This window comes from Pseudomonas sp. AAC (assembly GCF_000725445.1).
GTDB classification, from domain to species: domain Bacteria; phylum Pseudomonadota; class Gammaproteobacteria; order Pseudomonadales; family Pseudomonadaceae; genus Pseudomonas; species Pseudomonas citronellolis.
Genome location: NZ_KL647098.1, coordinates 159,563 through 181,907, shown reverse-complemented (window position 1 = coordinate 181,907; position 22,345 = coordinate 159,563). Strand labels below are relative to the sequence as shown.

The 22,345-nt window shown below is 69.2% G+C and carries 17 protein-coding genes; 5 read left to right on the top strand and 12 right to left on the bottom strand.

Going from position 1 to position 22,345, the window contains the following annotated elements:
• Nucleotides 1–9 precede the first annotated feature (9 nt).
• The gene (locus FG99_RS18420; protein WP_043271762.1) at nucleotides 10–909 is read right to left on the bottom strand and encodes a LysR family transcriptional regulator; all 900 of its coding nucleotides are present in this window, start codon (nucleotides 907–909) and stop codon (nucleotides 10–12) included.
• A 302-nt stretch (nucleotides 910–1,211) separates the two neighbouring features.
• Between FG99_RS18420 and moaB the strand changes: the two genes are divergently transcribed.
• Complete coding sequence (gene moaB, locus FG99_RS18415; RefSeq protein WP_009622510.1) at nucleotides 1,212–1,751, top strand: molybdenum cofactor biosynthesis protein B; 540 nt, start codon at nucleotides 1,212–1,214, stop codon at nucleotides 1,749–1,751.
• Nucleotides 1,752–1,793: 42 nt separating this feature from the next.
• Here moaB and FG99_RS18410 read toward each other — a convergent pair whose 3' ends face one another.
• The 4 genes from FG99_RS18410 to FG99_RS18395 form a co-directional block, all read right to left on the bottom strand.
• On the bottom strand, nucleotides 1,794–2,693 hold the full coding sequence (locus tag FG99_RS18410; RefSeq protein ID WP_043271761.1) for a bestrophin family protein: 900 nt from the start codon (nucleotides 2,691–2,693) through the stop codon (nucleotides 1,794–1,796).
• A gap of 408 nt (nucleotides 2,694–3,101) precedes the next feature.
• Nucleotides 3,102–4,271: a GGDEF domain-containing protein gene (locus FG99_RS18405; protein WP_043271760.1), complete on the bottom strand. Its 1,170-nt coding sequence runs from the start codon at nucleotides 4,269–4,271 to the stop codon at nucleotides 3,102–3,104.
• Between the two features lie 116 nt (nucleotides 4,272–4,387).
• The gene (locus FG99_RS18400) at nucleotides 4,388–8,869 is read right to left on the bottom strand and encodes a PAS domain S-box protein (protein WP_043271759.1); all 4,482 of its coding nucleotides are present in this window, start codon (nucleotides 8,867–8,869) and stop codon (nucleotides 4,388–4,390) included.
• Between the two features lie 40 nt (nucleotides 8,870–8,909).
• On the bottom strand, nucleotides 8,910–10,601 hold the full coding sequence (locus FG99_RS18395; RefSeq protein ID WP_043271758.1) for a putative bifunctional diguanylate cyclase/phosphodiesterase: 1,692 nt from the start codon (nucleotides 10,599–10,601) through the stop codon (nucleotides 8,910–8,912).
• A gap of 263 nt (nucleotides 10,602–10,864) precedes the next feature.
• On the opposite strand from FG99_RS18395, the gene FG99_RS18390 reads away from it, so the two are divergent.
• The 4 genes from FG99_RS18390 to FG99_RS18375 all read left to right on the top strand — a co-directional run bounded on the left by FG99_RS18390 (nucleotide 10,865) and on the right by FG99_RS18375 (nucleotide 14,492).
• Nucleotides 10,865–12,556 carry a sensor domain-containing diguanylate cyclase gene (locus FG99_RS18390; protein WP_043271757.1) on the top strand — a complete coding sequence of 564 codons (1,692 nt, stop codon included), beginning with the start codon at nucleotides 10,865–10,867 and terminating at the stop codon, nucleotides 12,554–12,556.
• Nucleotides 12,557–12,616: 60 nt separating this feature from the next.
• Nucleotides 12,617–13,069 carry a GNAT family N-acetyltransferase gene (locus FG99_RS31450; RefSeq protein ID WP_009622497.1) on the top strand — a complete coding sequence of 151 codons (453 nt, stop codon included), beginning with the start codon at nucleotides 12,617–12,619 and terminating at the stop codon, nucleotides 13,067–13,069.
• A 69-nt stretch (nucleotides 13,070–13,138) separates the two neighbouring features.
• Nucleotides 13,139–13,426 (top strand): hypothetical protein, encoded by a 288-nt coding sequence (locus FG99_RS18380; RefSeq protein ID WP_009622496.1) that lies wholly within the window; start codon nucleotides 13,139–13,141, stop codon nucleotides 13,424–13,426.
• A gap of 445 nt (nucleotides 13,427–13,871) precedes the next feature.
• Nucleotides 13,872–14,492, top strand: coding sequence for an START domain-containing protein (locus FG99_RS18375; RefSeq protein ID WP_081884687.1), 621 nt, complete (start codon nucleotides 13,872–13,874; stop codon nucleotides 14,490–14,492).
• Nucleotides 14,493–15,043: 551 nt separating this feature from the next.
• On the opposite strand, the gene paaZ is transcribed toward FG99_RS18375, so the two are convergent.
• The 7 genes from paaZ to FG99_RS18340 all read right to left on the bottom strand — a co-directional run bounded on the left by paaZ (nucleotide 15,044) and on the right by FG99_RS18340 (nucleotide 21,913).
• Complete coding sequence (paaZ, locus tag FG99_RS18370; RefSeq protein WP_043271756.1) at nucleotides 15,044–17,095, bottom strand: phenylacetic acid degradation bifunctional protein PaaZ; 2,052 nt, start codon at nucleotides 17,093–17,095, stop codon at nucleotides 15,044–15,046.
• 269 nt (nucleotides 17,096–17,364) lie between these two features.
• Complete coding sequence (paaE, locus tag FG99_RS18365) at nucleotides 17,365–18,441, bottom strand: 1,2-phenylacetyl-CoA epoxidase subunit PaaE (protein ID WP_043271755.1); 1,077 nt, start codon at nucleotides 18,439–18,441, stop codon at nucleotides 17,365–17,367.
• 168 nt (nucleotides 18,442–18,609) lie between these two features.
• Complete coding sequence (gene paaD / locus FG99_RS18360) at nucleotides 18,610–19,143, bottom strand: 1,2-phenylacetyl-CoA epoxidase subunit PaaD (RefSeq protein ID WP_043271754.1); 534 nt, start codon at nucleotides 19,141–19,143, stop codon at nucleotides 18,610–18,612.
• Nucleotides 19,130–19,891 carry a 1,2-phenylacetyl-CoA epoxidase subunit PaaC gene (paaC, locus tag FG99_RS18355; protein WP_043271753.1) on the bottom strand — a complete coding sequence of 254 codons (762 nt, stop codon included), beginning with the start codon at nucleotides 19,889–19,891 and terminating at the stop codon, nucleotides 19,130–19,132. Before paaC ends, paaD begins: the two co-directional genes overlap by 14 nt.
• Nucleotides 19,892–19,901: 10 nt before the next feature.
• Nucleotides 19,902–20,183, bottom strand: a complete 282-nt coding sequence (gene paaB / locus FG99_RS18350; protein WP_024764426.1) for a 1,2-phenylacetyl-CoA epoxidase subunit PaaB — start codon at nucleotides 20,181–20,183, stop codon at nucleotides 19,902–19,904.
• A gap of 17 nt (nucleotides 20,184–20,200) precedes the next feature.
• Nucleotides 20,201–21,196, bottom strand: a complete 996-nt coding sequence (gene paaA / locus FG99_RS18345; protein WP_043271752.1) for a 1,2-phenylacetyl-CoA epoxidase subunit PaaA — start codon at nucleotides 21,194–21,196, stop codon at nucleotides 20,201–20,203.
• A 363-nt stretch (nucleotides 21,197–21,559) separates the two neighbouring features.
• Nucleotides 21,560–21,913 carry a DUF1428 domain-containing protein gene (locus FG99_RS18340; RefSeq protein WP_043271751.1) on the bottom strand — a complete coding sequence of 118 codons (354 nt, stop codon included), beginning with the start codon at nucleotides 21,911–21,913 and terminating at the stop codon, nucleotides 21,560–21,562.
• Nucleotides 21,914–22,345 lie beyond the last annotated feature (432 nt).

Genomic DNA, 22,345 nt, shown 5'->3' with positions numbered 1-22,345 from the left:
TTCAGTGGCTCATTCGGCCGGGCTTTCGCCGGCGAGGATGGTGCGCGCCTCGGCGAAGCATTTCTCCGCCAGGGCCGAGCGCGGCTCGGTGCGACGCTGCAGCAGGCCGATGGGGCTGTGGATGCTGGCGCCGGCGATGGGGGGGATGCGCAGGTGCTCGCTGAGGGTTTCCAGGCCGCAGTTCAGCGGCATGATGGCGCAGCACATGCCTTCGCCGATGGCCTGGATCAGCTGGAAGGTGGAGTCGCTTTCCAGCACTGGCAGCGGGTCCAGGCCGCGGCTGCGGAAGCTCAGGTCGACGGACTGGCGGTAGTGCATGCCCTTGCTCAGCAGCCCCAGGGGCAGGTCGTTGAGCTTGTCCCACTTGAGCTCGCCGTCCTCGAACTGGAAGTGCCGCACGTCGTGCAGCAGGCCCATGGTGGTGGTGGCCAGTTCCAGCACTTCGAAGTAGGTGGTGTTGACCTGGTCGAGGTAGCAGATGCCCAGGTCCAGCTGGTTGCGGCTGAGGCCGTCGATGATCTGCTCCGAGCTCAGCGACGACAGCTGGAACTGCAGCTCCGGGTAGCGCTGGGATAGCGGCTTGAGCACCTGCATCGGGTTGAAGCTGGACAGCGGCACCAGGCCCAGGCGCAGGCTGCCCACCAGTTGCCCGCGGCAGCTGGCGGCCTCGGCCTGCAGGCCGTCGTAGGCGGCCAGCAGGGTGCGGGCCCAGGCCAGGATGCGCTCGCCGGCCTCGGTGAAGCCCTCGAAGCGCTGGCCGCGGGTCACCAGCACCAGGTCCAGCTCGTCTTCGAGATTGCGCAGGCGCATGGACAGCGTGGGCTGGGTGATGTGGCAGAGCGCGGCAGCCTGCCCGAAGTGGCGGGTCTGGTCCAGGGCGATGAGGAACTTGAGCTGCTTGATGTCCATGGGAGCTGCCTGTCGGGTAGTGGGGCCAAGGCCTGGCCGGCGTCATTTATCGGTATGTAGCCGAACGTGCGGCGCGGCGCCGTCGGTCTTGTCGTGGGAACGCGGATGAGCGGCACGTTACCGGGCGCGGCGGGCGGCGTCCAATCGTTGCTGCCGACCGCCCGATAGGCCGGCCTTATCGCGCCGCGAAAGGTCGCCGGCGCCGATAGAGGGCGTCGATCACCCGGTCTGCCATATCGATTGGACGGGGTAGGGGTTTGTCTCTAGCGTGGCTGCGAGTTCAATTTCGCGGAGACAAGGGCGTGAGCGTCAAACCCAATGCGGAATTCGTTCCGCTGAATATTGCCGTGCTGACCGTCAGCGATACCCGGACCTTCGACAACGACACGTCCGGCGAACTGCTGGCCAGCCGCAGCGTGGAGATCGGCCACCGCCTGGCGGCCCGCGTGCTGCTCAAGGACGACCTCTACAAGATCCGCGCCCAGGTCGCCGCCTGGATCGCCGACGACGACGTCCAGGTGGTGCTGGTGACCGGCGGCACCGGCTTCACCGCCCGCGACAGCACCCCCGAGGCGGTCGCCTGCCTGCTGGACAAGCAGGTCGAGGGCTTCGGCGAGCTGTTCCGCGCCCTGTCGATCCTCGACATCGGCACCTCCACCGTGCAGACCCGCGCCCTGGCCGGCCTGGCCAACGGCACCCTGGTGTGCTGCCTGCCGGGCTCCACCAATGCTTGCCGCACCGCCTGGGAAGGCATCCTCGCCGAACAGCTCGACGCCCGCCACCGCCCCTGCAACTTCGTCGCCCACCTCAAGCCCGGCCAGCGCTGCGAATCGCGGCAGTGAGCCCTCGTCGCCCGGCGCACTCTGCGCCGGGCGCCGCCGTCTTCAGCTGAGGATGCAGTCCACCGGCTCCAGCGGCCGCGGCAGCGCGCGCTCGCCGAGGGCGCCGAGGATGTCGCGCTCGATGACGCGGACCACGGCGTCCAGGGGCAGGTCGTTCTCGTCGCGGCCGAAGGGGTCTTCCAGCTCGTTGCCGATGGCGTCCAGGCCGAAGAAGGTGTAGCTGACGATGGTGGTGAACAGCGGCGCCATCCAGCCCAGCGGCTCGGCCATGGCGAAGGGCAGCAGGATGCAGAAGATGTAGATGGTGCGGTGCAGCAGCAGGGTGTAGGGGAAGGGCAGCGGCGTGCTCTTGATCCGCTCGCACACCGCCTGCGCCTCGCTGAGCCCGACCAGGCGCTGCTCCAGGGTGACGTAGCGCCACTCGCCCAGGGCGTTGCGCCGGGCCTGCGCCGAGCAGGCCGCGCCGATCTGCTGGAGGATGCCGTCGCTGACGTTGTGCAGCGCCACCGGCGCATCGGCCGCCAGCCAGGGCCGCGCCGCCTGCAGTTCGTCCTCGTTGCGCAGCCGCGCGTTGAGCGCGTGGGCATAGCCGCAGAGCGCCCGCAGCAGGCGTTCGCGCAGGGCGGCGTCGGTGATGGCGACGCTTTCGCGGATGAACGAGCGCATCTCGACGACCACCTGGCCCCAGGCCTTGCGGCCCTCCCACCAGCGATCGTAGCAGGCGTTGTTGCGGAAGCTCATGAAGATCGACAGCGACAGCCCCAGCAGGGTGAAGGGCGTGGCGCTGACCCGCGCGAAGAGTGCCGGATGGCGGCTTTCGACCAGCACGATCAGCGAGGCCAGCAGGGTGACCAGCAGGCTGCGCCAGGCGATGCGTTTGGCGATGGAGCCCTTGAGCGTGAACAGCACGCTGAACACGTTGGGCTGGGGGTGAACGATCATGGTGCTTCCGTGGACAGGGGGCGGTCGGCCGCCGGGTTCATGCAGCGTCGCCGGCCGCGCGGCGGTGGCGTTCGCCTTCGCGCCCGGGCATGGCCGGTCGAGGGCTTGCGGCGTATTCGGAGTAACTGTCTTCACAGCCTTGCGCCGAGGCTAGAGAGACGCCCCGGGAGCGTCAAATCGCTTTTGGTTACCAGCCGATAAGTGTGCTCTATCGGCCTCTTGCGACCAGGCTCCGGGCGCTTTGCCACGGGCTTTTCAGGACGATGGCCGACAGGGGGGGGCGTGGTCGGAAGTTCCGCGGATGACGGCGTTCTTTCAATTGCAGCGGGCCCTGGAAAGTTCGCCTGGAATAACGTTTAGCGAACTATCCCGGCGGGCCTTTCCCGGCCCTGGAACTGGCAGCGGCGGCTAGTCGCCGGCCAGGCACACGCGGTCGCGGCCCTGTTGCTTGGCCTGGTAGAGCAGGCGGTCGCAGCGGTCGAGCAGCTCGCCCGCTTCGGCGGCGCCGTCGGACAGCCCGCCGCCCAGGCTGATGGTCAGGTGGCAGAGGCGGTCGGGGCGCTTCAGGTGCTCGATGTCCAGTTCCGCCACGCGCTCGCGCAGGCGCTCGGCGACCTGGCGCAGCTCCAGCGGACTGGCCACCTGCAGGAGGATGACGAATTCCTCGCCGCCGTAGCGGAACACCCGGGCCTGGCCGCTGCGCAGGGTGTCGGCCATGCAGTTCGCCACCTCGCACAGGCAGCGGTCGCCGGCGGGGTGGCCGTAGTGGTCGTTGAACGGCTTGAAGTAGTCGATGTCGGCCAGCAGCAGGGCGAAGGGCCGGCCGTGGCTGCGCATCTGCCGCCAGTTCTGCTCCAGGTGCAGGTCGAAGGCGCGGCGGTTGCCCACGCCGGTCAGCGCGTCGGTGGCGGCCAGGGCCTGCAGGCGCTGGTTCAGCTCGGCCAGTTCGGCGCGCTGGCGCTGGCCCTCCAGGTCGGCGAGGAAGGCCCGGCGCACGCCGTTGATGTTGGTCCAGCTGATGAACAGGCTGAAGGCCAGCACCGGCAGGTAGACCAGGGTGAACACCAGCAGCGCCTTGGGCTCGCCGGCGTGGATCAGCGCCACGTTGCCGAGGATCACCGCCGAGATCGCCAGGGAGCAGGCCAGGATGCCGGCGAAGGAATAGCGCACGCCGAGGTTGCCCAGGACGATGAACACCACCGAGGCGTAGAGAAAGGTGGGCACCTCCGGCGAGGCGCTGCGCTTGAGCAGCTCGAACCAGGCGATGGCCGAGACGATGTCGTGCAGCGGCATCAGCAGGTCCATCAGCAGCACGCTGCGGCTGTGGCGGAACACCAGGTAGATGTTCAGCAGGCCGACCAGGCTGAGCGCACCACGCAGCAGCAGCGACTGCAGGGCCATGTCCGGGATCAGCGCGGCGTCGGCGAGGACATAGGCGTCGTAGGCCGCCATGGCAATGAAGTTGATCGCCAGCAGGAAGCCGCGGTAGTGCTGCAGCACGTAGGCGCGCAGGGCCGGCTGCAGGTGCGCGGGGATGTGCCGCTCGCTGCTGGCCAGGGGGTGCTCGGGTAAGCTCATGACGCCCGCCTCATCGGGATGCCGCGCGCAGGCCCACGCCAGGCACGCTACTGCTGGATTGTGTCGGCAGGATGTCCGCCGGCTTGAACGGACGCCGGCCATGCCCGCCGCGCGGCTCACAGCTCATCGAGCATCTCCCGGCCCAGTTGCAGCGCGCCCTTGAAGTCCAGGGCCTGGACCAGGTCGTTGAAGCGCAGGAACTGCCGCGGCCAGGCGTGCTGGTGGCGGGCCAGCGCCTCCAGGCGTTCGAGGGCGTCGAGGTTGCCCGACTCCAGCAGGCCGAGGATTTCCCCCACCCGCTCGCGCACCTGCGGGCGGCTGAGCTGCGCGGCGGTCCCCGGGGCCAGGCCGGGCGGCTCGGCGAACAGCGCCTGCAGCTCGGCCAGTGTCACCGCCAGCAATTGCCGCAGCTCGTCCACCGGCAGCGCGGCCAGGGCAGCGGCCTGCGCCTCGGCCGGGGTGCGCAGCAGGTCGCTCTCCAGGGCCGCGCAGCGCGCGGCGAGGGCGCTGGCGCCCATGGTGCCGGCGCTGCCCTTGAGGGTGTGCAGCAGGCCGGCGCTGGCGCTCACGTCGCCGCTGCCGCGCAGACTGTCGAGGCGCCCCAGCAGCTTGTCCATCTCCGGCTCGAAGCTGCGCAGCACGCGGTGGATCAGCTTCTCGTCGCCGCCGAAGCGGCCCAGCACGCTGTCGCGGCCCTCGACGATGGCGTCTTCCTCCGGCAACTGCGGCGGCGCTTCCCGCGTGCGCTGCGGCGCCTCCAGGTGGGCCAGCAGGCGGTTGACCATGTGTTCCTTGTCGATCGGCTTGGCGATGTGGTCGTTCATCCCCGCCAGCAGGCAGGCCTCGCGGTCGGCCTGGGCGGCGTTGGCGGTCATGGCGAGGATCGGCAGGGCGGCGAAGCGGCCGTCGGCGCGGATCCGCCGGGTGGCCTCCAGGCCGTCGATGTCGGGCATCTGCACGTCCATCAGCACGGCGTCCAGGGGCACGCCGCTGTGGCAGACCTGCTCGACGCCTTCCAGGCCGCCCTCGGCCAACAGCACTTCGGCGCCCTCGCTGGCCAATAGTTCGGCGGCCACCTGGCGGTTCAGCGCGTTGTCCTCCACCACCAGCAGGCGTCGCCCGGCCAGGCGCCTGCTGTCGGCGGCGGGCGCCGTGGCCGGCTCGGCGGCCTGGCCGCCCAGGGCCTGCTGCACGCTGTCGGCCAGTTGCCGCGGGGTGACCGGCTTGGTCAGGAAGTCGATGAAGGGCGGGGTGTCGCCGTCGCGCACGTCGGCCAGCACCTCGCGGCCGTAGGCGGTGATCATGATGATGGTCGGCGGCGTGTGCGCCCCGGCCTCGCGCTGGATCAGCCGCGCGGCGCGCAGGCCGTCGAGGTCGGGCATGCGCCAGTCCATCAGCACCACGTCATAGCTCAGGCCCTGACCCGTGGCCTCGCGGTAGCGCGCCACCGCCTGCATGCCGCCGCTGACCTGGTCGGCCTGCCAGCCCAGGGATTCGCAGGTGCGCAGCAGCAGTTCGGCGGCGCTGGGGTTGTCGTCCACCACCAGCAGCCGCAGCGGCCGGTCGATGACGGCGCAGCCGGCCTTGAGCGGCCGTTCGCCGACCACCGCCAGGTCCAGGTCGAACCAGAAGCGGCTGCCGAAGCCCAGCTGGCTTTCCACCTGCAGGCGGCCGCCCATCAGTTCCACCAGGCGCTTGCAGATGAACAGGCCCAGGCCGGTGCCGCCGAAGCGCCGGGTGGTGGAGGCCTCGGCCTGGGTGAAGCTGTCGAAGATGCTCTGCAACTGCGCCGGGCCGATACCGATGCCGCTGTCGCGCACGCCGATGCGCAGGCGCAGGCGGTCGCCCTCGCGGCCCAGCTGCCTGACGCTGACCACCACCTGGCCGTGGTCGGTGAACTTGATGGCGTTGCCGGCCAGGTTGATGAGGATCTGCTGCAGGCGCAGGGCATCGCCCAGCAGGCTGCCGGGCAGGTTGGGGTCGATGTCGAAGAGCATCTCGACGTCCTTGCTGCCGAGGTTGCCGGAGAGCACCACGGCGAGGTCGCGCATCAGCGTCTCCAGCTCGAAGGGGTGTTCCTCCAGCAGCAGCTTGCCGGCCTCGATCTTGGAGTAGTCGAGGATGTCGTTGAGCAGGCCGAGCAGGGCGGTGGCGGCGGAATGGGCCTTGTCGACGTAGTCGCGCTGGCGCGGGTTCAGCTCGGTCTGGCGGGCCAGGAAGAGCATGCCCAGCACGGCGTTCATCGGCGTGCGGATCTCGTGGCTCATGTTGGCCAGGAAGCTGGACTTGGCCGCGTTGGCGGCGTCGGCCTGCTCCTTGGCCTGGCGCAGCGAGGCCTGCATCTCGCGCTCGCGGGTGATGTCCAGGTTGATGCCGGTGACGCGCAGCGGCGTGCCGTCGGCGTCGCGCTCGACGCGGGCGGCGGCCTGGATGTAGCGCACCTGGCCGTCGGGGCGGACGATGCGGAAGGTCGGCTCGTAGTGGCCCTGGCCCTGCACCGCGGCGTTCAGGCTGGCGAGGGTGGCCGGGGCGTCGTCCGGGTGCAGGCGCTCGCGCCAGTGGCCGATGTTCAGGCCGTTGCCGTTGAGTTCCGGCGGCTGCTGGTAAAGCTCGAACATGCGCTCGTTCCAGTGCAGGGTGTCGTCTGCTGGGCGCCACCACCAGATGCCCAGGCCGGCTGCTTCGGCGGCCAGGGCGAGCTGGTCGTGGGCCAGGCGCAGGCGGTCCTCGGCGGCCTTGCGCTCGGTGATGTCGACGGCGATGCCGAGGTAGCCGCTGACCTGGCCGGCCTCGTCGCGCATGGCGGTGACCACCAGGCTCATCGGCACGCGGCTGCCGTCCTTGCGCAGGTAGGTCCATTCGCGGGTCTCGGCGCCTTCGTCCTCGGCCTTCTGCACCAGGGCGCGGAAGCCCGGCACCGGGCGGCCGTATTCCTCGCCCAGCTGGGCGGCGCGGCTGGCCACCTCGTCCTCCGGATGCAGGCTTTGCGGCGTGGCCTGGCCGACCAGTTCCTCGGCGCGGTAACCCAGCAGGCGCTCGGCGCCGCGGTTGAAGATGCGGATGATGCCGTTGGCGTCGGTGGCGATGATCGACACCTCCGAGGCCGAGTGCAGCACGCCGCTCAGCAGGCGGTTGGCCGCGGCGAGTTCGGCGGTGCGCTCGGCCACCTGGCGCTCCAGGCCGCTGTTTAGTTCGTGGATGCGCGCCTCGGCGGCCTTCTGCGCGGAGATGTCGCGCACCGTGGTCGAGGTGCCCACCACCTCGCCGTGGGGGCCGCGGATGGGCGAGGCGCTCAGCGACACGTCGATCAGCCGGCCGTCCTTGTGCCGGCGCTGGGTGTCGAAGGGCGGCAGGCGCTCGCCCTGGGCCACGCGGCGCAGCAGCGGTTCCTCTTCGGCCACCCGCTCGGCGGGCACCAGCAGGCCGTTGGCCTGGCGCCCGAGGACTTCCTCGGCGGTATAGCCGAGCAGCTTCTGCGCGCCGGCGTTCCAGCTGGTGATCTCGCCCTGCAGGTTCTTGCCGGCGATGGCGTCGGCGGAGGATTCGACTATCGCCGCCAGCCGCGCCTGCTGCTCCAGCACCTGGGCGCGGCGCTGGCGGCTGACCGCGGTGGCCCCGAGCAGGGCGGCCAGCAGCAGGCTGCCCAGGCAGCCGGCGCCGAACACCAGGGGCGGGGAGAGCGGGTGCAGGCGCTGGACGAACGCCGGGTGGGCGCTGAAGTCGATCTGCCAGCGGCGGCCGAACACGTCGCGCTGCAGGCTCTGCGGGTACAGCCGCGGCGCCTTGGCGTCGTCGGCGCTGCTGTAGAAGGTGTCGCCGGGCTCGCCGTCGGTCACGTCGGCGAGCTGGAAGTGCACGGCGGCGTCGTCCAGGCGCAGGTCGTCGAGCACCTCGCGCATCAGCAGCGGCGCGTAGCCCAGGCCGATGGCCTGGGCCTCGCGCTGTTCGATGCTGTCCGGGGTGACGCCGCCGCGGTAGATGGGCAGCAGCATCAGGAAGGACTGCTGGGATGCGCCGGAAGCCTGCACCAGGGTGATGGGCGCGGAGAGCCGCGGCAGCCCGGTGCGCAGCGCCGCCTGGGCGGCCTGCTGGCGGCGCGGCTCGGAGGCCACGTCCAGGCCGATGGCGGCCAGGTTGGGCTGTTCCGGTTCGATGTACTGGATGACGTAGCGCTCGCCGGGGTTGGGCTTTACCTCGTGCACGGCGAAGTCCGGCCGGCCTTCGGCGCGGGCGCTGCGCAGGAAGTCGTCGAGCGCCCTGGCCGGCACCCGGCGGACGAAGCCGAAGCCGCGGGCGCCGGGAAACTCCCGGGCGATGTCGCGGGTCTGGGCGTAGCGGTGGAAGACCTCGCGGCTGATGTGCGCCTCGCCGGCGGTCAGCACCGCGCCACGGGCGCCGCGCAGGCCGTACTGGTACAGCTCGATGCGCGCCAGCACGGTGTCGGCCAGGCGGTTGGCCTCCTGGGCCACGGCGGCGCGCGCCTGCTGCTGGTTGCCGCGCTGCACCAGGGCGGCGCCGAGGGCCGAGCAGAGCACGCCCAGGGCCAGGACGGCCCAGGACCAGCGGTTGAACCTGAGGTTGCCCGGTGTCGTCTTCACCCGATCCTTCCCGTTGCGGTCGTGCCCGTGGCACGGGTGGTCATGGCTGCAGGCCGGTGGCCAGCAGGCGGCTCATGTCGTCGCGCGGCACCGGGCGGCAGTAGAGGTAACCCTGCATCACCGGGCAGCCCAGCGCCGCCAGCGCGCGCTCCTGGTTCGGGCATTCCACCCCTTCGGCCACCAGCTCCAGGCCCAGGGCCTGGGCGAGCTTGATGATGGCCTCGATGATCGCCGCGTCGCTGCGGTCCTGGAGCATGTCGCGGACGAAGCTCTGGTCGATCTTCAACACGTCCACCGGGAAGCGCTTGAGGTAGGCCAGGCTGGAGTAGCCGGTGCCGAAGTCGTCGATGGCGATGCGCACCCCCAGCTCGCGCAGCGCCGCCAGGGTCTGGCGCGAGGCGTAGCGGTCGCTGGCCAGCACGCCCTCGGTGATCTCCAGTTCCAGGTTGCCCGGCTGCATGCCGGTCTGGGCGAGGATCTCGGCCACCTGGTCGACGAAGCTCTCGCTGCGGAACTGCACCGCCGAGATGTTCACGCTGACCGTCAGCGCGTGCCCGGCATCGTTCCAGGCGCGGGCGTCCTGGCAGGCGCGCAGGAGGATCTGCTGGCCGATGGGCACGATCAGCCCGGTTTCCTCGGCCAGCGGGATGAACTCTGCCGGCGGCACCAGGCGGCCCTCGCCGTCGCGCCAGCGGATCAGCGCCTCGACGCCGACGATGGCGCGCGTGGCGGCGTGCACCTTGGCCTGGTAGAAGACCTCGAACACGCCCAGCTCCAGGGCCAGGCGCATGTGCCGTTCGAGCAGGTGGCGCTCGCGCATGCGCGCCTCGATGTCCGCCGAGAAGAAGCTGTAGCCGTTGCGCCCGGCGGCCTTGGCCTGGTACATGGCGGCGTCGGCGTGGCGGTAGAGGTCCTCGGCGCCGTCGCTGTCGTCGGGGTAGAGGCTGATGCCGATGCTGGCGGTGAGGTGGTAGCTGGTGCCGCGGATGACGTAGGGCTCGCCCAGGGCCGCCTGCACCCGCGCGGCGAAGTCGCCGATGGCCTCCAGGCTGTGCACCTCCGGCAGCAGCACGGCGAACTCGTCGCCGCCCGGCCGGCACACGGTGTCCATCGCCCGGCACTGGCGGCTGAGGCGCAGGGCGGTCTCCTGCAGGATGGCGTCGCCCAGGGAGTGGCCCTCGGCGTCGTTGACCGCCTTGAAGTTGTCCAGGTCCAGCAGCAACAGGCCGACGCGCTGCTGGTTGCGCCGCGCGCCTTCGATGGCCTGGGCCATGCGATCGGCGAGCAGGGCGCGGTTGGGCAGGTTGGTCAGCGGGTCCTGGTTGGCGAGGATCTTCGCCATGTGCCGCAGGCGCGCGTGGGTGCGGATGCGCGCGCGAGCCACCGGCAGGTTCATCGGCTTGGTGATGAAGTCCACGCCGCCCATCTGCAGGGCGCGCAGCTCGTGGGACACCTGGTCGTAGGCGGTGACGAAGATCACCGCGGCGTCGTTGAGCTTGGCGTCGGCCATCAGCGCCTGGCACACCTCGAAGCCGTCCATGCCGGGCATCTCGATGTCCAGCAGGACCACGTCCGGGCGGATGCGCCGGGCCAGTTCGAGGGCCTGGCGGCCGTCCGAGGCGAAGTGCGTCACGCCCAGCCCCCTGGCCGCCTCGCCCAGCAGCTGTATGTCGCTGACCTGGTCGTCGACGATCAGGATGACCGAGTCGAAGTTACGCGGATCTTCCGGCATTCCATTGCTCCAGCGGAACACTTTTGTAGGAGAATTCTGGTGTAGGAAAATTCTGGCATGAGGCTAGCCTAGATTACGAAAGCCTACCTCTGCATGATGGCGAATTGGCATGTTTTCTCGGGATTGCCGTGCGGGTAGCGGCCGATGAGCTGTGCCTGTCAGCTGATGGGCTGTCATGACGCCAGAACGCCATTATGGATAGACTCGAAACGACGGCCGACTTTCCCGGCGGTTCCCTGGGTGCCTGAGCGAGCAGTGTGCAGATGCAGTCCGTGAGTACGGGATACGCGATGGAGAGTATGGGCGAGCGCCACCATGCCGGGCTGTTGCGCCTGGCGTTGGGCCACCTGGCCCTGGATGCGGCGGCGCTGATGCGCGATGACGGCGGCGCCTGGCGGCTGTGCGCCTGCCTTGGCCTGGGCGCCGAGGACAGGGCCTGGCTGGAACGCCCGGGCGGGGGCCCCGACGACGGCGCGGCGGCGCTGGCCGCGCGCTGGGCGTTTCGGCACCTGTGCCCGCTGCGCTCGGCCGACGGTCTGCCGCTGGGGCAGCTCTGGCTGCTGGGCGAGCGCCCGCGCGAGCTGGACGCTCCCCAGGCCGCGGCCCTGGCCGAATACGCCGGCCTGGCCGCCGCGCTGCTGGAACTGGAGCGCGGCGCCGAGCGCACCCGCATCACCGAGCGGCGCCTGGCGCTGGCGGTGGAGGGCAGCGGCACCGGCATCTGGGACCGCCACGTGCCCAGCGGCGTCATCCATTATTCCTCCGGCTGGAAGGCCCTGCTGGGCTACGCCGAGGACGAGATCGGCGAGCGCATCGAGGAAAGCTACGCCCGCGTGCACCCGGACGACCTGGCCTACGTCAGGGCGACCATGGAGGCGCACTTCGCCGGGCAGACCGCGGCCTACGAGGTGGAGCACCGCATCCGCCGCAAGGACGGCAGCTACATGTGGGTGTGCAGCCGCGGCAAGGTGGTCGAACGCGACGAGCAGGGACGGGCGCTGCGCATGCTCGGCACCACCACCGACATCACCGCCCAGCGCGTGCTGGCCGAGAAGCTGCGGCAGAACCTCGAACTGCTCACCGACCTGACCAACGAGATTCCCGGCATGGTCTTCCAGTACCGCCGCCTGCCCGACGGCTCGGCGCGCTTTCCCTACGTCAGCGCCGGCAGCCGGGAAATCTACGGCATGGCCCCGGAGGAACTGGCCGACGGCCCCACCGAGCGCATCCGCGCGGTCATCCACGACGAGGACATGCCGCGCTACCTGGCCGCGCTGGAGGCCTCGGCGCGGACCCTGGTGCCCTGGCAGCTGGAGTACCGCGTGCAACTGCCGGAGCAGGGCGTGCGCTGGCGCCAGGGCCATGCCCACCCGCGCCGCCAGGCCGACGGCAGCGTGCTCTGGCACGGCTTCATCACCGACATCACCGAGCGCAAGCGCATCGAGGCCGAGCTGCAGGTGCTGGCCACCACCGACTTCCTCACCCAGCTGCCCAACCGGCGCTGCTTCATGCACCAGCTGCAGGCCGAGCTGGGCCGCGTGCAGCGCGGCGGCGAGCGCAGCGCCGCGGTGCTGATGTGCGACCTGGACCACTTCAAGGCGATCAACGACCGCTGGGGCCACGCGGTGGGCGACCTGGCGCTGCGCCACTTCGCCGACGTCCTCGCCGGCCTGGTGCGGCGCAGCGACAGCGTCGGGCGCATGGGCGGCGAGGAGTTCGCCGTGCTGCTCAGCGACGCCAGCCGCGACAACGCCGTGGCCTTCGCCCGGCGCCTGCAGGAGCACCTGGCGCAGACCCCGCTGGTGCACGCCGGCGAGCGCATCCCGCTGACGCTGAGCATCGGCGTCGCCGACATGCTCGCCGGCGACGCCACGGCCGAGGCGGTGCTGTCGCGCAGCGACCTGGCGCTGTACCGAGCCAAGCAGGCCGGGCGCAACCGCATCGAGTACCTCTGAACGGGCCGGATGGCCTGCCTTGGGCTATGGTGCAGGGAGCACCGCCCAAGGGAGGCCACCGTGAACCCGCAAGTCGAAGTGCAGGTCGCCGGCCCGGACGAGGAGCCGCTGCTGGCGGCCATGCTGCCGGGCTACCTGCGCGAGCTCGGCGTCGAGTCGGACCTGTACCCGTACCTGGCGCTGTACTGGCTGGAGCCCGGGCGCCGGCCCTACCTGATCCGCGTCGACGGCCAGGTGGCCGGCTTCGCCCTGGTGCGCGCCCTGGAGCGGCCGGGGCTGCACGAGCTGGCCGAGTTCTATGTCGGCCAGGCGTTCCGCCGCCAGGGCGTGGGCCGCGCCGCAGCCTGGACGCTGTTCGAAGGGCAGCCCGGCGACTGGCAGCTCAACGTGCTGACCGGCAACCGCAACGCCCTGGCGTTCTGGCTGCGGGTGGTGCCGTGCGGCACCGTGCCGCTGCCGGTGGACGATCCCGAGGCCTGGCCGCATCTGCGCTTTCGCTTTCACGTCGGCTGACCCTTGCCAGGCGCCGCCGCGCCGGGCAGATTGGCGCCCGCATTCATTTCCCCAGCCCTGGAGCCCTTCATGCCGCACTTCACCGCCACCGTCACCGTCAGCGCCGAGCACCGGGGGCGCGAAACCGAGGCCGTGGACAACCCGGCCATTGCCGTCGAGCTGCGTACCCTGGAGCCGGGGGTGATGGAGCTGGTGTTCCAGGGGCAGCTGGATGCGCCGGAGGAGCCGACCCACGTCTGCGTGAGCCTGGATAACGGCCTCAACTACTACGGCCCGATCACCGGCGGCAGCGCCGATGAGGCCGGTGGGCGGATCAGCTTCGAATGCGACATGGTCGAGCCGGAACTGCTGGTCTGATCGCCCCGCCCCTGTAGGAGCGAGCTTGCTCGCGAACCTTTATCTGCCTACGGTTCCATGAAGTACGGTCGTAGGAGCAACTGTCTTGCGCCGATGTGCTCGTCGTAGGATGGGTTGAGCTTGCGATACCCATGCTGCCGTGGTGATGGGTATCGCTTCGCTCAACGCCATCCTACGAAAAGCCGTGCTTCCCTGGAGGTGTAGGAGCGGACTCCGTCCGCGATTGAAAACGACCATCGCACAACCTGCGGACATCCTCGGGGTGCCGGTGGGCACGATGATGAGCCGCTCGGCGGCGGCCCGCTTGAAACTGGCGGAAGCTGCGACGCCCGGCCAGGGGAGGACGGCGATGAACGAACACGGCACAGACCTGCGAAGTGGAGGCGCGGATCGCCGCCGACGCCGAGCTGGCCCCGCTGCAGCACCTGGGAGGCGGGGGTGGGGCGTGACGGCCTGGCTGGCGGGGTTGCTGCTGGCCGCCAGCGCTGCGTCGTTGCAGGCGGCGCCCGGGGAACACTGGCGCCTGGCCCGTGACGAGGACGGCATCCGCGTCTACCTGACCGCGGTGCCCGGCTCGCGCTACCAGAGCTACCGCGGCGTGGCCGACATGCGCGCCGACGTGGCCACCCTGGCCGACCTGCAGGAGAACCTGCGGGTGGCCTGCAAGTGGCTGTATGCCTGCGCCGAGCTGCGCCTGTTGAAGACCAGCGGCGACGACGTGTGGCTGTACATGAGCACCCAGCTGCCCTGGCCGGTGCAGCCGCGCGACATGGTGTTGCTGGTGACTACCCGGCGCACTGCCGATGGTGGCCTGTTGCGCGACATTCGTGCGTTGCCGGACTACCTGCCGGTGGTGCCGGGGCAGATTCGCGTGCGGGAGTTGAGCGGTATCTGGAGCCTGACGCCGTTGGGGGATGGGCGGACGCGGGTGACTTACCAGATGCGTGCGGAGCCTGGCGGGAGTGTACCGTCCTGGTTGGCGGATAGCTTTGTCGTCGATGCGCCGTTGGATACCCTGAGGACCCTGCGGGCGGTGGCGGAACGGCAGGCGCCGCGGCGGCCGTAGTTTTGGCGTTTGGCTTTTCGTAGGATGGGTTGAGCCTTGGCGAAACCCATGCTGCCGTGGTGATGGGTATCGCTCCGCTCAACGCCATCCTACGCGGCGGCGTGTTTGCCGGTGGGGTAGGAGCAATTGTCTTGCGCCGAGGTGCTTTTCGTAGGATGGGTTGAGCCTTGGCGAAACCCATGCTGCCGGGGTGATGGGTATCGCTCCGCTCAACGCCATCCTACGCGGCGTCATGTTTGCCGGTGGGGTGGGAGCAACTGTCTTGCGCCGAGGTGCTTTTCGTAGGATGGGTTGAGCTTGCGATACCCATGCTGCCGGGGTGATGGGTATCGCTTCGCTCAACGCCATCCTACGAAAAGCCGTGCTTCCTGGAACCGTAGGACTCTATCCGCCCTACGATGAAACATCCGATCGGGATGACCCCGAACTCCCCATTCACTCCGGACGGCTCCCTCTCCCTCCGGGAGAGGGTTGGGGTGAGGGGGCTCTGCACGAACGCAAAAAAAGACCGGCCCTGGGGCCGGTCGAGGGTGACACCGGAGTAGGAGAGATCAGCCGCGCTTGAGCACCAACGTCAGAATGTCGTAGCTGGCCACCAGCTCGCCGTTCTGGTTGGTGACTTCCACGTCCCAGGCGACCACGCCTTGCGGCTCGCCCTTGGGGCTCTTCTTGCCCTGGTCGATCTTGCGCTTGCAGGTCAGGCGGGCCTGGATGGTGTCGCCGATGCCCACCGGGTTGATGAAGCGCAGGGTGTCCAGGCCGTAGTTGGCCAGCACCGGGCCGACGCCGGGGGAGACGAACAGGCCGGCGGCCGCCGAGAGCACGAAGTAGCCGTGGGCGATGCGCTTGCCGAACTGCGAGTCTTTCGCCGCCAGCTCGTCGAAGTGCATGTAGAAGTGGTCGCCCGACAGGCAACCGAAGTTCACCAGGTCGGCCTCGGTGACGGTGCGCCGGTGGGTCAGCAGGGATTCGCCGATCTTCAGCTCGTCGAAGTAGCGGCGGAACGGGTGCACTTCGGTCTCGTAGACCTGGGCGCCGCGCACGTATTCGCCGGTGACCGCCATCAGCATGGTCGGCGAGCCCTGTATCGCGGTGCGCTGCAGGTAGTGCTTGACCGCGCGCACGCCGCCTAGCTCTTCGCCGCCGCCGGCGCGGCCCGGGCCGCCGTGCTTGAGCACCGGCAGCGGCGAGCCGTGGCCGGTGGATTCGGCCGCCGACTCGCGGTCGAGGATGTGCAGGCGGCCGTGCAGCGCGCCCATCACCGGGACCACCTTGGCCGCGACCTGCGGATCGCGGGTGATCAGGCTGGCCACCAGGCTGCCCTTGCCGCGCGCGGCCAGGGCGATGGCTTCGTCGAGGTCGTCGTAGGCCATCAGGGTGCTGACCGGGCCGAAGGCCTCGATGTCGTGGGCGCCACCTTCGGCGTGCGGGTCGCGGCTGCGCAGCAGGGTGGGGGCGAAGAACGCGCCTTCGCTCACGCCTTCGCCGCGTGGGGCGAAGCCGTCCTTCGCGCCGAAGATCAGCTCGCTGGATTTCAGCAGCGCTTCCACGCGCTCGGCCACGTCGGCCTGCTGGGCGTGGGAGGCGAGGGCGCCCATCTTCACGCCTTCCACCGACGGGTCGCCGACCACGACCTTGGCCAGGCGCTCGCGCAGGCGCTCGGCCACGGCGTCGACGTGTCTGGCGGGGACGATGGCGCGGCGGATGGCGGTGCATTTCTGCCCGGCCTTGGCGGTCATCTCGCGGGCCACTTCCTTGACGAAGAGGTCGAATTCCTCGTCGTCCGGGGTGACGTCCGGGGCCAGGATGGCGCAGTTCAGCGAGTCGGCCTCGGCGTTGAAGGGCACCGAGTTGCGGATCAGGTTGGGGTTCACCCGCAGCTTGGCGGCGGTGTCGGCGGAGCCGGTGAAGGTGACGATGTCCTGGCCCAGCAGGCGGTCGAGCAGGTCGCCGGTGCCGCCGATGATCAGCTGCAGGCTGCCGGCCGGCAGCAGGCCGGATTCGTGCATCAGGCGCACGGCCGCTTCGGTCACGTAGCTGGTGGCGGTGGCCGGCTTGACGATGCAGGGCATGCCGGCCAGGAAGCTGGGCGCGAACTTTTCCAGCATGCCCCAGATCGGGAAGTTGAAGGCGTTGATGTGCACGGCGATGCCGCCGCGCGGCACCAGGATGTGGCTGCCGGCGAACTTGCCGGTCTTGCCCAGGGGGATCGCCGGGCCTTCGTGGACCACGTTGCCCGAGGGCAGCTCGCGGCCGCCGACGCCGGCGTAGGCGAACAGGGTGCCGGCGCCGCCCTCGATGTCGATCCAGCTGTCGGCGCGGGTGGCGCCGGTGTGCCGGGAAATCTCGTAGAGCTGTTCCTTGCGCTCGGTCAGGTACAGGGCCAGGGCCTTCAGGCGCTGGGCGCGCTGCTGGAAGTCCATGGCCAGGAGCTCGGCCAGGCCCTGCTGGCGGGCGTGGGCCACGGCTTCGGCGAAGTCCAGGGCCTCTTCGTGGGTACGCGCCACGAGCTGGCCGTTCAGTGCGCTACGCAGCGCCTGGGCGCCATGCTGGCCGATCCAGCGGCCGCCGATGAAACTCTGCAGGGTGGGCTCTTGGGCCATCACTCTATCCTCCAAAAGGTACGCAAGGGTTCCGGCCGCGGCCGGTGACCGCCGTAGCCGGGTGGGCTGCGGCGGCGCGTTCGAACGGTGGCGGGAAAAACCGCCGGGTCAGGGACGCCAGGGGCCTTTTGGGCCCGGGGCGGTGAAACCTGACTCTTTGTAGGAGCGGGCCCTGCCCGCGATTCGCGCGCAGGGCGCGCTCCTACATGGAGACCGCGTAGGATGGGTTGAGCGAAGCGATACCCATCATCGTGGCCTACGAAGAGCAGTCAGAGCTGGTCGAAGTCGAGGACCACCTTGTCGCTCAGCGGGAAGGCCTGGCAGCTGAGCACGTAGCCGGCGGCCACTTCGTAGTCTTCCAGGGCGAAGTTGCTGTCCATTTCCACTTCGCCTTCGATCACCTTGCACTTGCAGGTCGAGCACACGCCGGCCTTGCAGGAGTAGGGCAGCTCGGCGCCCTGGGCGTTGCCGGCGTCGAGCACGCTGACGCTGTTGCGCGCCAGTTCGAAGGACAGTTCGCGGCCGTCGCTGATCACCGTGACCTGGCTCTTGCCGCTGCCGCTCGCGGCGGCGGCCTGGCGGGCTTCGCGCCTGCTCTCGCTGCCGGCGGCGGCGAACAGTTCGAAGTGGATGCGCTCGGCCGGCATGCCGTTGGCCTTGAGCTGGTCGCGCACGGTCTCGGTCATCGCCTGCGGGCCGCAGATGAACGCGGCGTCGAGGCTTTTCACGTCCAGCCAGCGGCTGAACAACTGGCCGCACTTGTCGGCGTCGATGCGGCCGTTGTACAGGTCCACGTCCTGCTGCTCGCGGCTGAACACGAAGATCAGGTTGAGGCGCTGCAGGTAGCGGTTCTTCAGGTCTTCCAGCTGCTCGCGGAACATCGCGGCGTTGCTGGAGCGGTTGCCGTAGAGCACGGTGACGCGGCTGTGCGGCTCGCTTTCCAGGGTGGTCTTGACGATCGACAGGATCGGTGTGATGCCGCTGCCGGCGGCCACCGCCAGGTAGTTGCCGTGGCGCGCGGCATCCAGTTGCACGTTGAAGTGGCCGGCAGGCGGCATCACTTCCAGGCTGGCGCCGGCCTTCAGCGCCTCGTTGGCGTAGGCCGAGAAGCGCCCGCCGGGCACGCGCTTGATCGCCACGCGCAGCTCGCCGTCGTTGACGCCGCTGCAGATGGAGTAGGAGCGGCGCACTTCCTCGCCGTCCAGCTGGGCGCGCACCACCAGGTGCTGGCCCTGCTCGAAGCGGAAGCTGTCCTGCAGGTCCTGGGGGACGTCGAAGGCGATGGACACGGCGTCGCGGGTCTCCGGGCGCACTTCGCGGATCTTCAGGCTGTGGAATTTGCTCATTGTTCTTCTCCGGCGGCTTTGCCGCATGGAGGGCGAATACAAACGTCGCGAGCGACGGTCAGGCTAGGCGGAAGCGGCTTTGGAAGCGCAGTTCACGTGTGTGAATGAGCATTCCGAAGGCGTTTCCAACGACGCATGGCCGAGCGCAGCAGTTTGTCTTCGTCCTCCCTAGATGCACTTGAAATAGTCGAACGGTTCGCGGCAATCGAGGCAGCGGTACAGCGCCTTGCAGGCCGTGGAGCCGAACTGGCTGAGCTGCTCGGTGTGCAGGCTGCCGCACTGCGGGCAGCGCACTTCCGGGGTCTCGCCGAGCAGGCTGCGCTTGCTGGTGCTGCCGGCCGGCGGGGCGATGCCGTATTCGCGCAGCGCCTGGCGCCCGGCGTCGCTGATCCAGTCGGTGGTCCAGGCCGGGTCCAGGCGCCGTTCCAGTTGCGGCGCGGCGAAGCCGGCGTGTTCCAGGGCCTGCTGGATGTCCTGCTCGATGACCTCGGTGGCCGGGCAGCCGGAGTAGGTGGGGGTGACCACCACGTGCAGGTGCCCGCCGTGCCAGTCCAGGCCGCGGACGATGCCCAGGTCGACCACGCTGACCACCGGCACCTCCGGGTCCATCACCTGGCCCAGCACGTGCCAGGCGCGGCTGAGGTCGTCGGCGGAGCCTGCGCGCGCGCCGCGGTCGCTGGCGATCAGCTCACCAGGTCGCATCGGGGTAGGCCCGCTGGAGGAACTGCATCTCGGCCAGGAGGATGCCCAGGTGTTCGGTGTGCAGGCCGCGGCGGCCGCTGAGGTAGAAGTTCACCGCGGGCTGGGGCAGCGGCAGGGTGGCGCTGGCGAAGATGTCGGCGACCTTGGCGCGCCAGGCGGCGGCCAGCTCTTCCGGGTTGGGCGCCACGCCCTCGGCGAACAGGCGCTGTTCCACCTCATCCGCGTTGGTCATCTCGACGGTGAAGCGCCACACCTGCGGAATCGCCGCGAGCATGCGCGCATGGCTTTCCTCGGTGCCGTCGCCCAGGCGCTCGACCCACTCGCCGGAGCGGCGCAGGTGGTAGGTGACTTCCTTCAGGCCCTTGGCGGCGATGGCGGCGATGCGCGCGTCGCTGGAGCCGCTGAGTTGGCGCAGCACGTGGAAGTGCCAGGCGTCGTAGAGGAACTGCTTGGTCATGGTCACGGCGAAGTCGCCGTTGGGCTGCTCGACCAGCAGCAGGTTGCGGAAGGCGCGCTCGTCGCGGCGGAAGGCCAGGTGGTCGGCGTCGCGGCCGTCGTCCAGCAGTTCAGCGGCGTACTCGTACCAGTTGCGCGCCTGGCCGACCAGGTCGAGGCCGACGTTCATCAGCGCCAGCTCTTCTTCCAGGGCCGGGGCGCGGCCGCACCATTCGCACAGGCGCTGGCCCTGGACCAGGGCGCTGTCGGCGAGGCGCAGCAGGTATTCGATCTTGTCGTTATGCGGGTTCATGCACGCGATCTCACATGTGGCCGACTTCGGGCGGCAGCTCGTAGAAGCTGGCGTGGCGGTAGACCTTGTCCTGCGCCGGGTCGAACAGCGGGTCCTTCTCGTCGGGCGAGGAGGCGGTGATCAGCGCCGAGGGCACCACCCAGAGGCTCACGCCTTCGTTGCGGCGGGTGTACAGCTCGCGGGCGTTCTCGATGGCCATCGCGGCGTCGGCGGCATGCACGCTGCCGACATGCTTGTGGTTCAGGCCGTGCTTGCTGCGCACGAAGACTTCGAAAAGGGTCCATTCGCTCATGGTGTTCTCCTCGCGGCTCAGGCGGCGTCGCGTTTGCGTTGTTGTTTTTTACGGGCATGGGCGACCGCGGCTTCGCGGACCCAGGCGCCGCTCTCGATGGCGTTGCGGCGGGTGGCGATGCGCTCGGCGTTGCACGGGCCGTTGCCCTTGAGCACTTCGTAGAACTCTTCCCACTGGATTTCGCCGAAGTCGTAGTGGCCGCGTTCCTCGTTCCACTTCAGGTGCGGGTCGGGGGCGGTGCAGCCGAGCAGTTCCAGCTGCGGCACGGTCTGGTCGACGAAGCGCTGGCGCAGTTCGTCGTTGCTCTGCCGCTTGATCTTCCAGGCCATGGACTGGGCGCTGTTGGGCGAGTGCTCGTCGCTGGGGCCGAACATCATCAGCGCCGGCCACCAGAGGCGGTTGATGGCGTCCTGGACCATGTCCTTCTGCGCCTGGGTGCCGTGGCGCATCATGGTCAGGAGGATTTCGTAGCCCTGGCGCTGGTGGAAGCTCTCTTCCTTGCAGATGCGGATCATCGCGCGGGAGTAGGGGCCGTAGGAGGTGCGCTGCAGTACCACCTGGTTGACGATGGCGGCGCCGTCCACCAGCCAGCCCACCGCGCCCATGTCGGCCCAGTTCAGCGTCGGGTAGTTGAAGATGCTGGAGTACTTGGCGCGGCCGGAGTGCAGCTTGGCGACTTCCTCGTCGCGGTCGGCGCCGAGGGTTTCCATGGCGCTGTACAGGTACAGGCCGTGGCCGGCTTCGTCCTGGATCTTCGCCATCAGCTGCAGCTTGCGCTTGAGCGTCGGCGCGCGGGTGACCCAGTTGCCCTCCGGCAGCATGCCGACGATTTCCGAGTGGGCGTGCTGGGAAATCTGCCGGATCAGGGTCTGGCGGTAGGCGTCGGGCATCCAGTTCTTCGCCTCGATCTTGATCTCGGCGTCGATCTTCTCCTGGAAGGCACGCTCCTCGGGGGACATGTCCTCGAGCGACTTGACGCGTTTGACGCCAGTCTCGACCAGTTGTGCGTACATGCTGTGTCTCCAGCCTTTGTTCTGTTGTGGGGGAGGCCTTGGCCATGGCGTTATTTTTAAATGATACAGAAAGCAATGTCTAACACTAAATAGTGTGTCGTATGTGTTTTTTGTATCGCTTTGGGGGTAGGCGCGGGTGGGGCGTTGGGCGCCAGTGGGAGGCTTGTGGTGACTGGTTGCTGGAATTTGCAGCTATCTGGCGGTGAACGTGATGATAGAGGAGGGTGCGGATCAGGCGGATGGTCGCGGCTTCGGCGCGATACCGGAGTGACGAGTGGAGGGGTTGAAGCGATACGTAAAATTCGGTTCAGGTTGGAATGTGTGTCTCCGATGGCGCCCGCCGGGGCGGGCGCCGGTATCGGTTCAGGCGTCGACGATCACCTGGAAGCCGCCGAAGATCATGCGCTGGCCGTCGAAGGGCATGGACTGGAAGTTGTCCTTCAGGCGTGGGTCCTCCATAACCTTCTTCATCCCGGCGTCGCGTACCTCGCGGGACGGCCAGGTGATCCAGGAGAACACCACGGCCTCGTCGTCCTTGCGTTTCACGGCCATGGGGAAGGAGGTCACCTTGCCTTCGGGGACGTCGTCGCCCCAGCACTCGACCACGCTGAGCGCGCCGTACTCCTTGAAGACCACCGCCGCCTTGCGGGCCAGCTCGGTGTAGGCCTCGCGGTTGGCGGTGGGGACGGGGACGATGAAGCCGTCGATGTAGTTCATGGTGGGGCTCCCTTTGCTGTTTGAGGGGGGAGGTGGGTCTCCCGTGGGGTCGATTGCTAGTCGTTCAGGGTGGGGGAGGATCGACAGGGGTGAGGCGGAAGGTGATGGGCGGTCGGGGAGTGGGCTGGATGTTTTTGGTGTTGGGGGTGAGTTGGGTTCCCTCTCCCCAGCCCTCGGCTGCGCGCCCCGCCCTGAAGGGAGAGGGGGCTTGTCCGTGCCGAGAAAGGTGATGGTTTCCGCCGGCAGCCACTGCGCTAGCCGGCTAACGCCATAACACCAAACCCTGCCCAACGGTCCCCTCTCCCTTCAGGGAGAGGGTTAGGGAGAGGGAGCGGAGGTCCGCTTGACGATGAAGCCAAGCCTTATCACTCAATAGCCAAAGGCCGCAGGAGTGCTCGGATGTTTCAGCAGGTAGAGGACGGCTCCCTCTCC

Coding starts and splice junctions, on each gene's coding strand:
- FG99_RS18420 (WP_043271762.1), bottom strand. CDS start 909: ATGGACATCAAGCAGCTCAAGTTCCTCATCGCCCTGGACCAGACCCGC.
- FG99_RS18410 (WP_043271761.1), bottom strand. CDS start 2,693: ATGATCGTTCACCCCCAGCCCAACGTGTTCAGCGTGCTGTTCACGCTC.
- FG99_RS18405 (WP_043271760.1), bottom strand. CDS start 4,271: ATGAGCTTACCCGAGCACCCCCTGGCCAGCAGCGAGCGGCACATCCCC.
- FG99_RS18395 (WP_043271758.1), bottom strand. CDS start 10,601: ATGCCGGAAGATCCGCGTAACTTCGACTCGGTCATCCTGATCGTCGAC.
- FG99_RS18390 (WP_043271757.1), top strand. CDS start 10,865: ATGCAGTCCGTGAGTACGGGATACGCGATGGAGAGTATGGGCGAGCGC.
- FG99_RS18380 (WP_009622496.1), top strand. CDS start 13,139: ATGCCGCACTTCACCGCCACCGTCACCGTCAGCGCCGAGCACCGGGGG.
- paaZ (WP_043271756.1), bottom strand. CDS start 17,095: ATGGCCCAAGAGCCCACCCTGCAGAGTTTCATCGGCGGCCGCTGGATC.
- paaE (WP_043271755.1), bottom strand. CDS start 18,441: ATGAGCAAATTCCACAGCCTGAAGATCCGCGAAGTGCGCCCGGAGACC.
- paaD (WP_043271754.1), bottom strand. CDS start 19,143: ATGCGACCTGGTGAGCTGATCGCCAGCGACCGCGGCGCGCGCGCAGGC.
- paaC (WP_043271753.1), bottom strand. CDS start 19,891: ATGAACCCGCATAACGACAAGATCGAATACCTGCTGCGCCTCGCCGAC.
- paaB (WP_024764426.1), bottom strand. CDS start 20,183: ATGAGCGAATGGACCCTTTTCGAAGTCTTCGTGCGCAGCAAGCACGGC.
- paaA (WP_043271752.1), bottom strand. CDS start 21,196: ATGTACGCACAACTGGTCGAGACTGGCGTCAAACGCGTCAAGTCGCTC.
- FG99_RS18340 (WP_043271751.1), bottom strand. CDS start 21,913: ATGAACTACATCGACGGCTTCATCGTCCCCGTCCCCACCGCCAACCGC.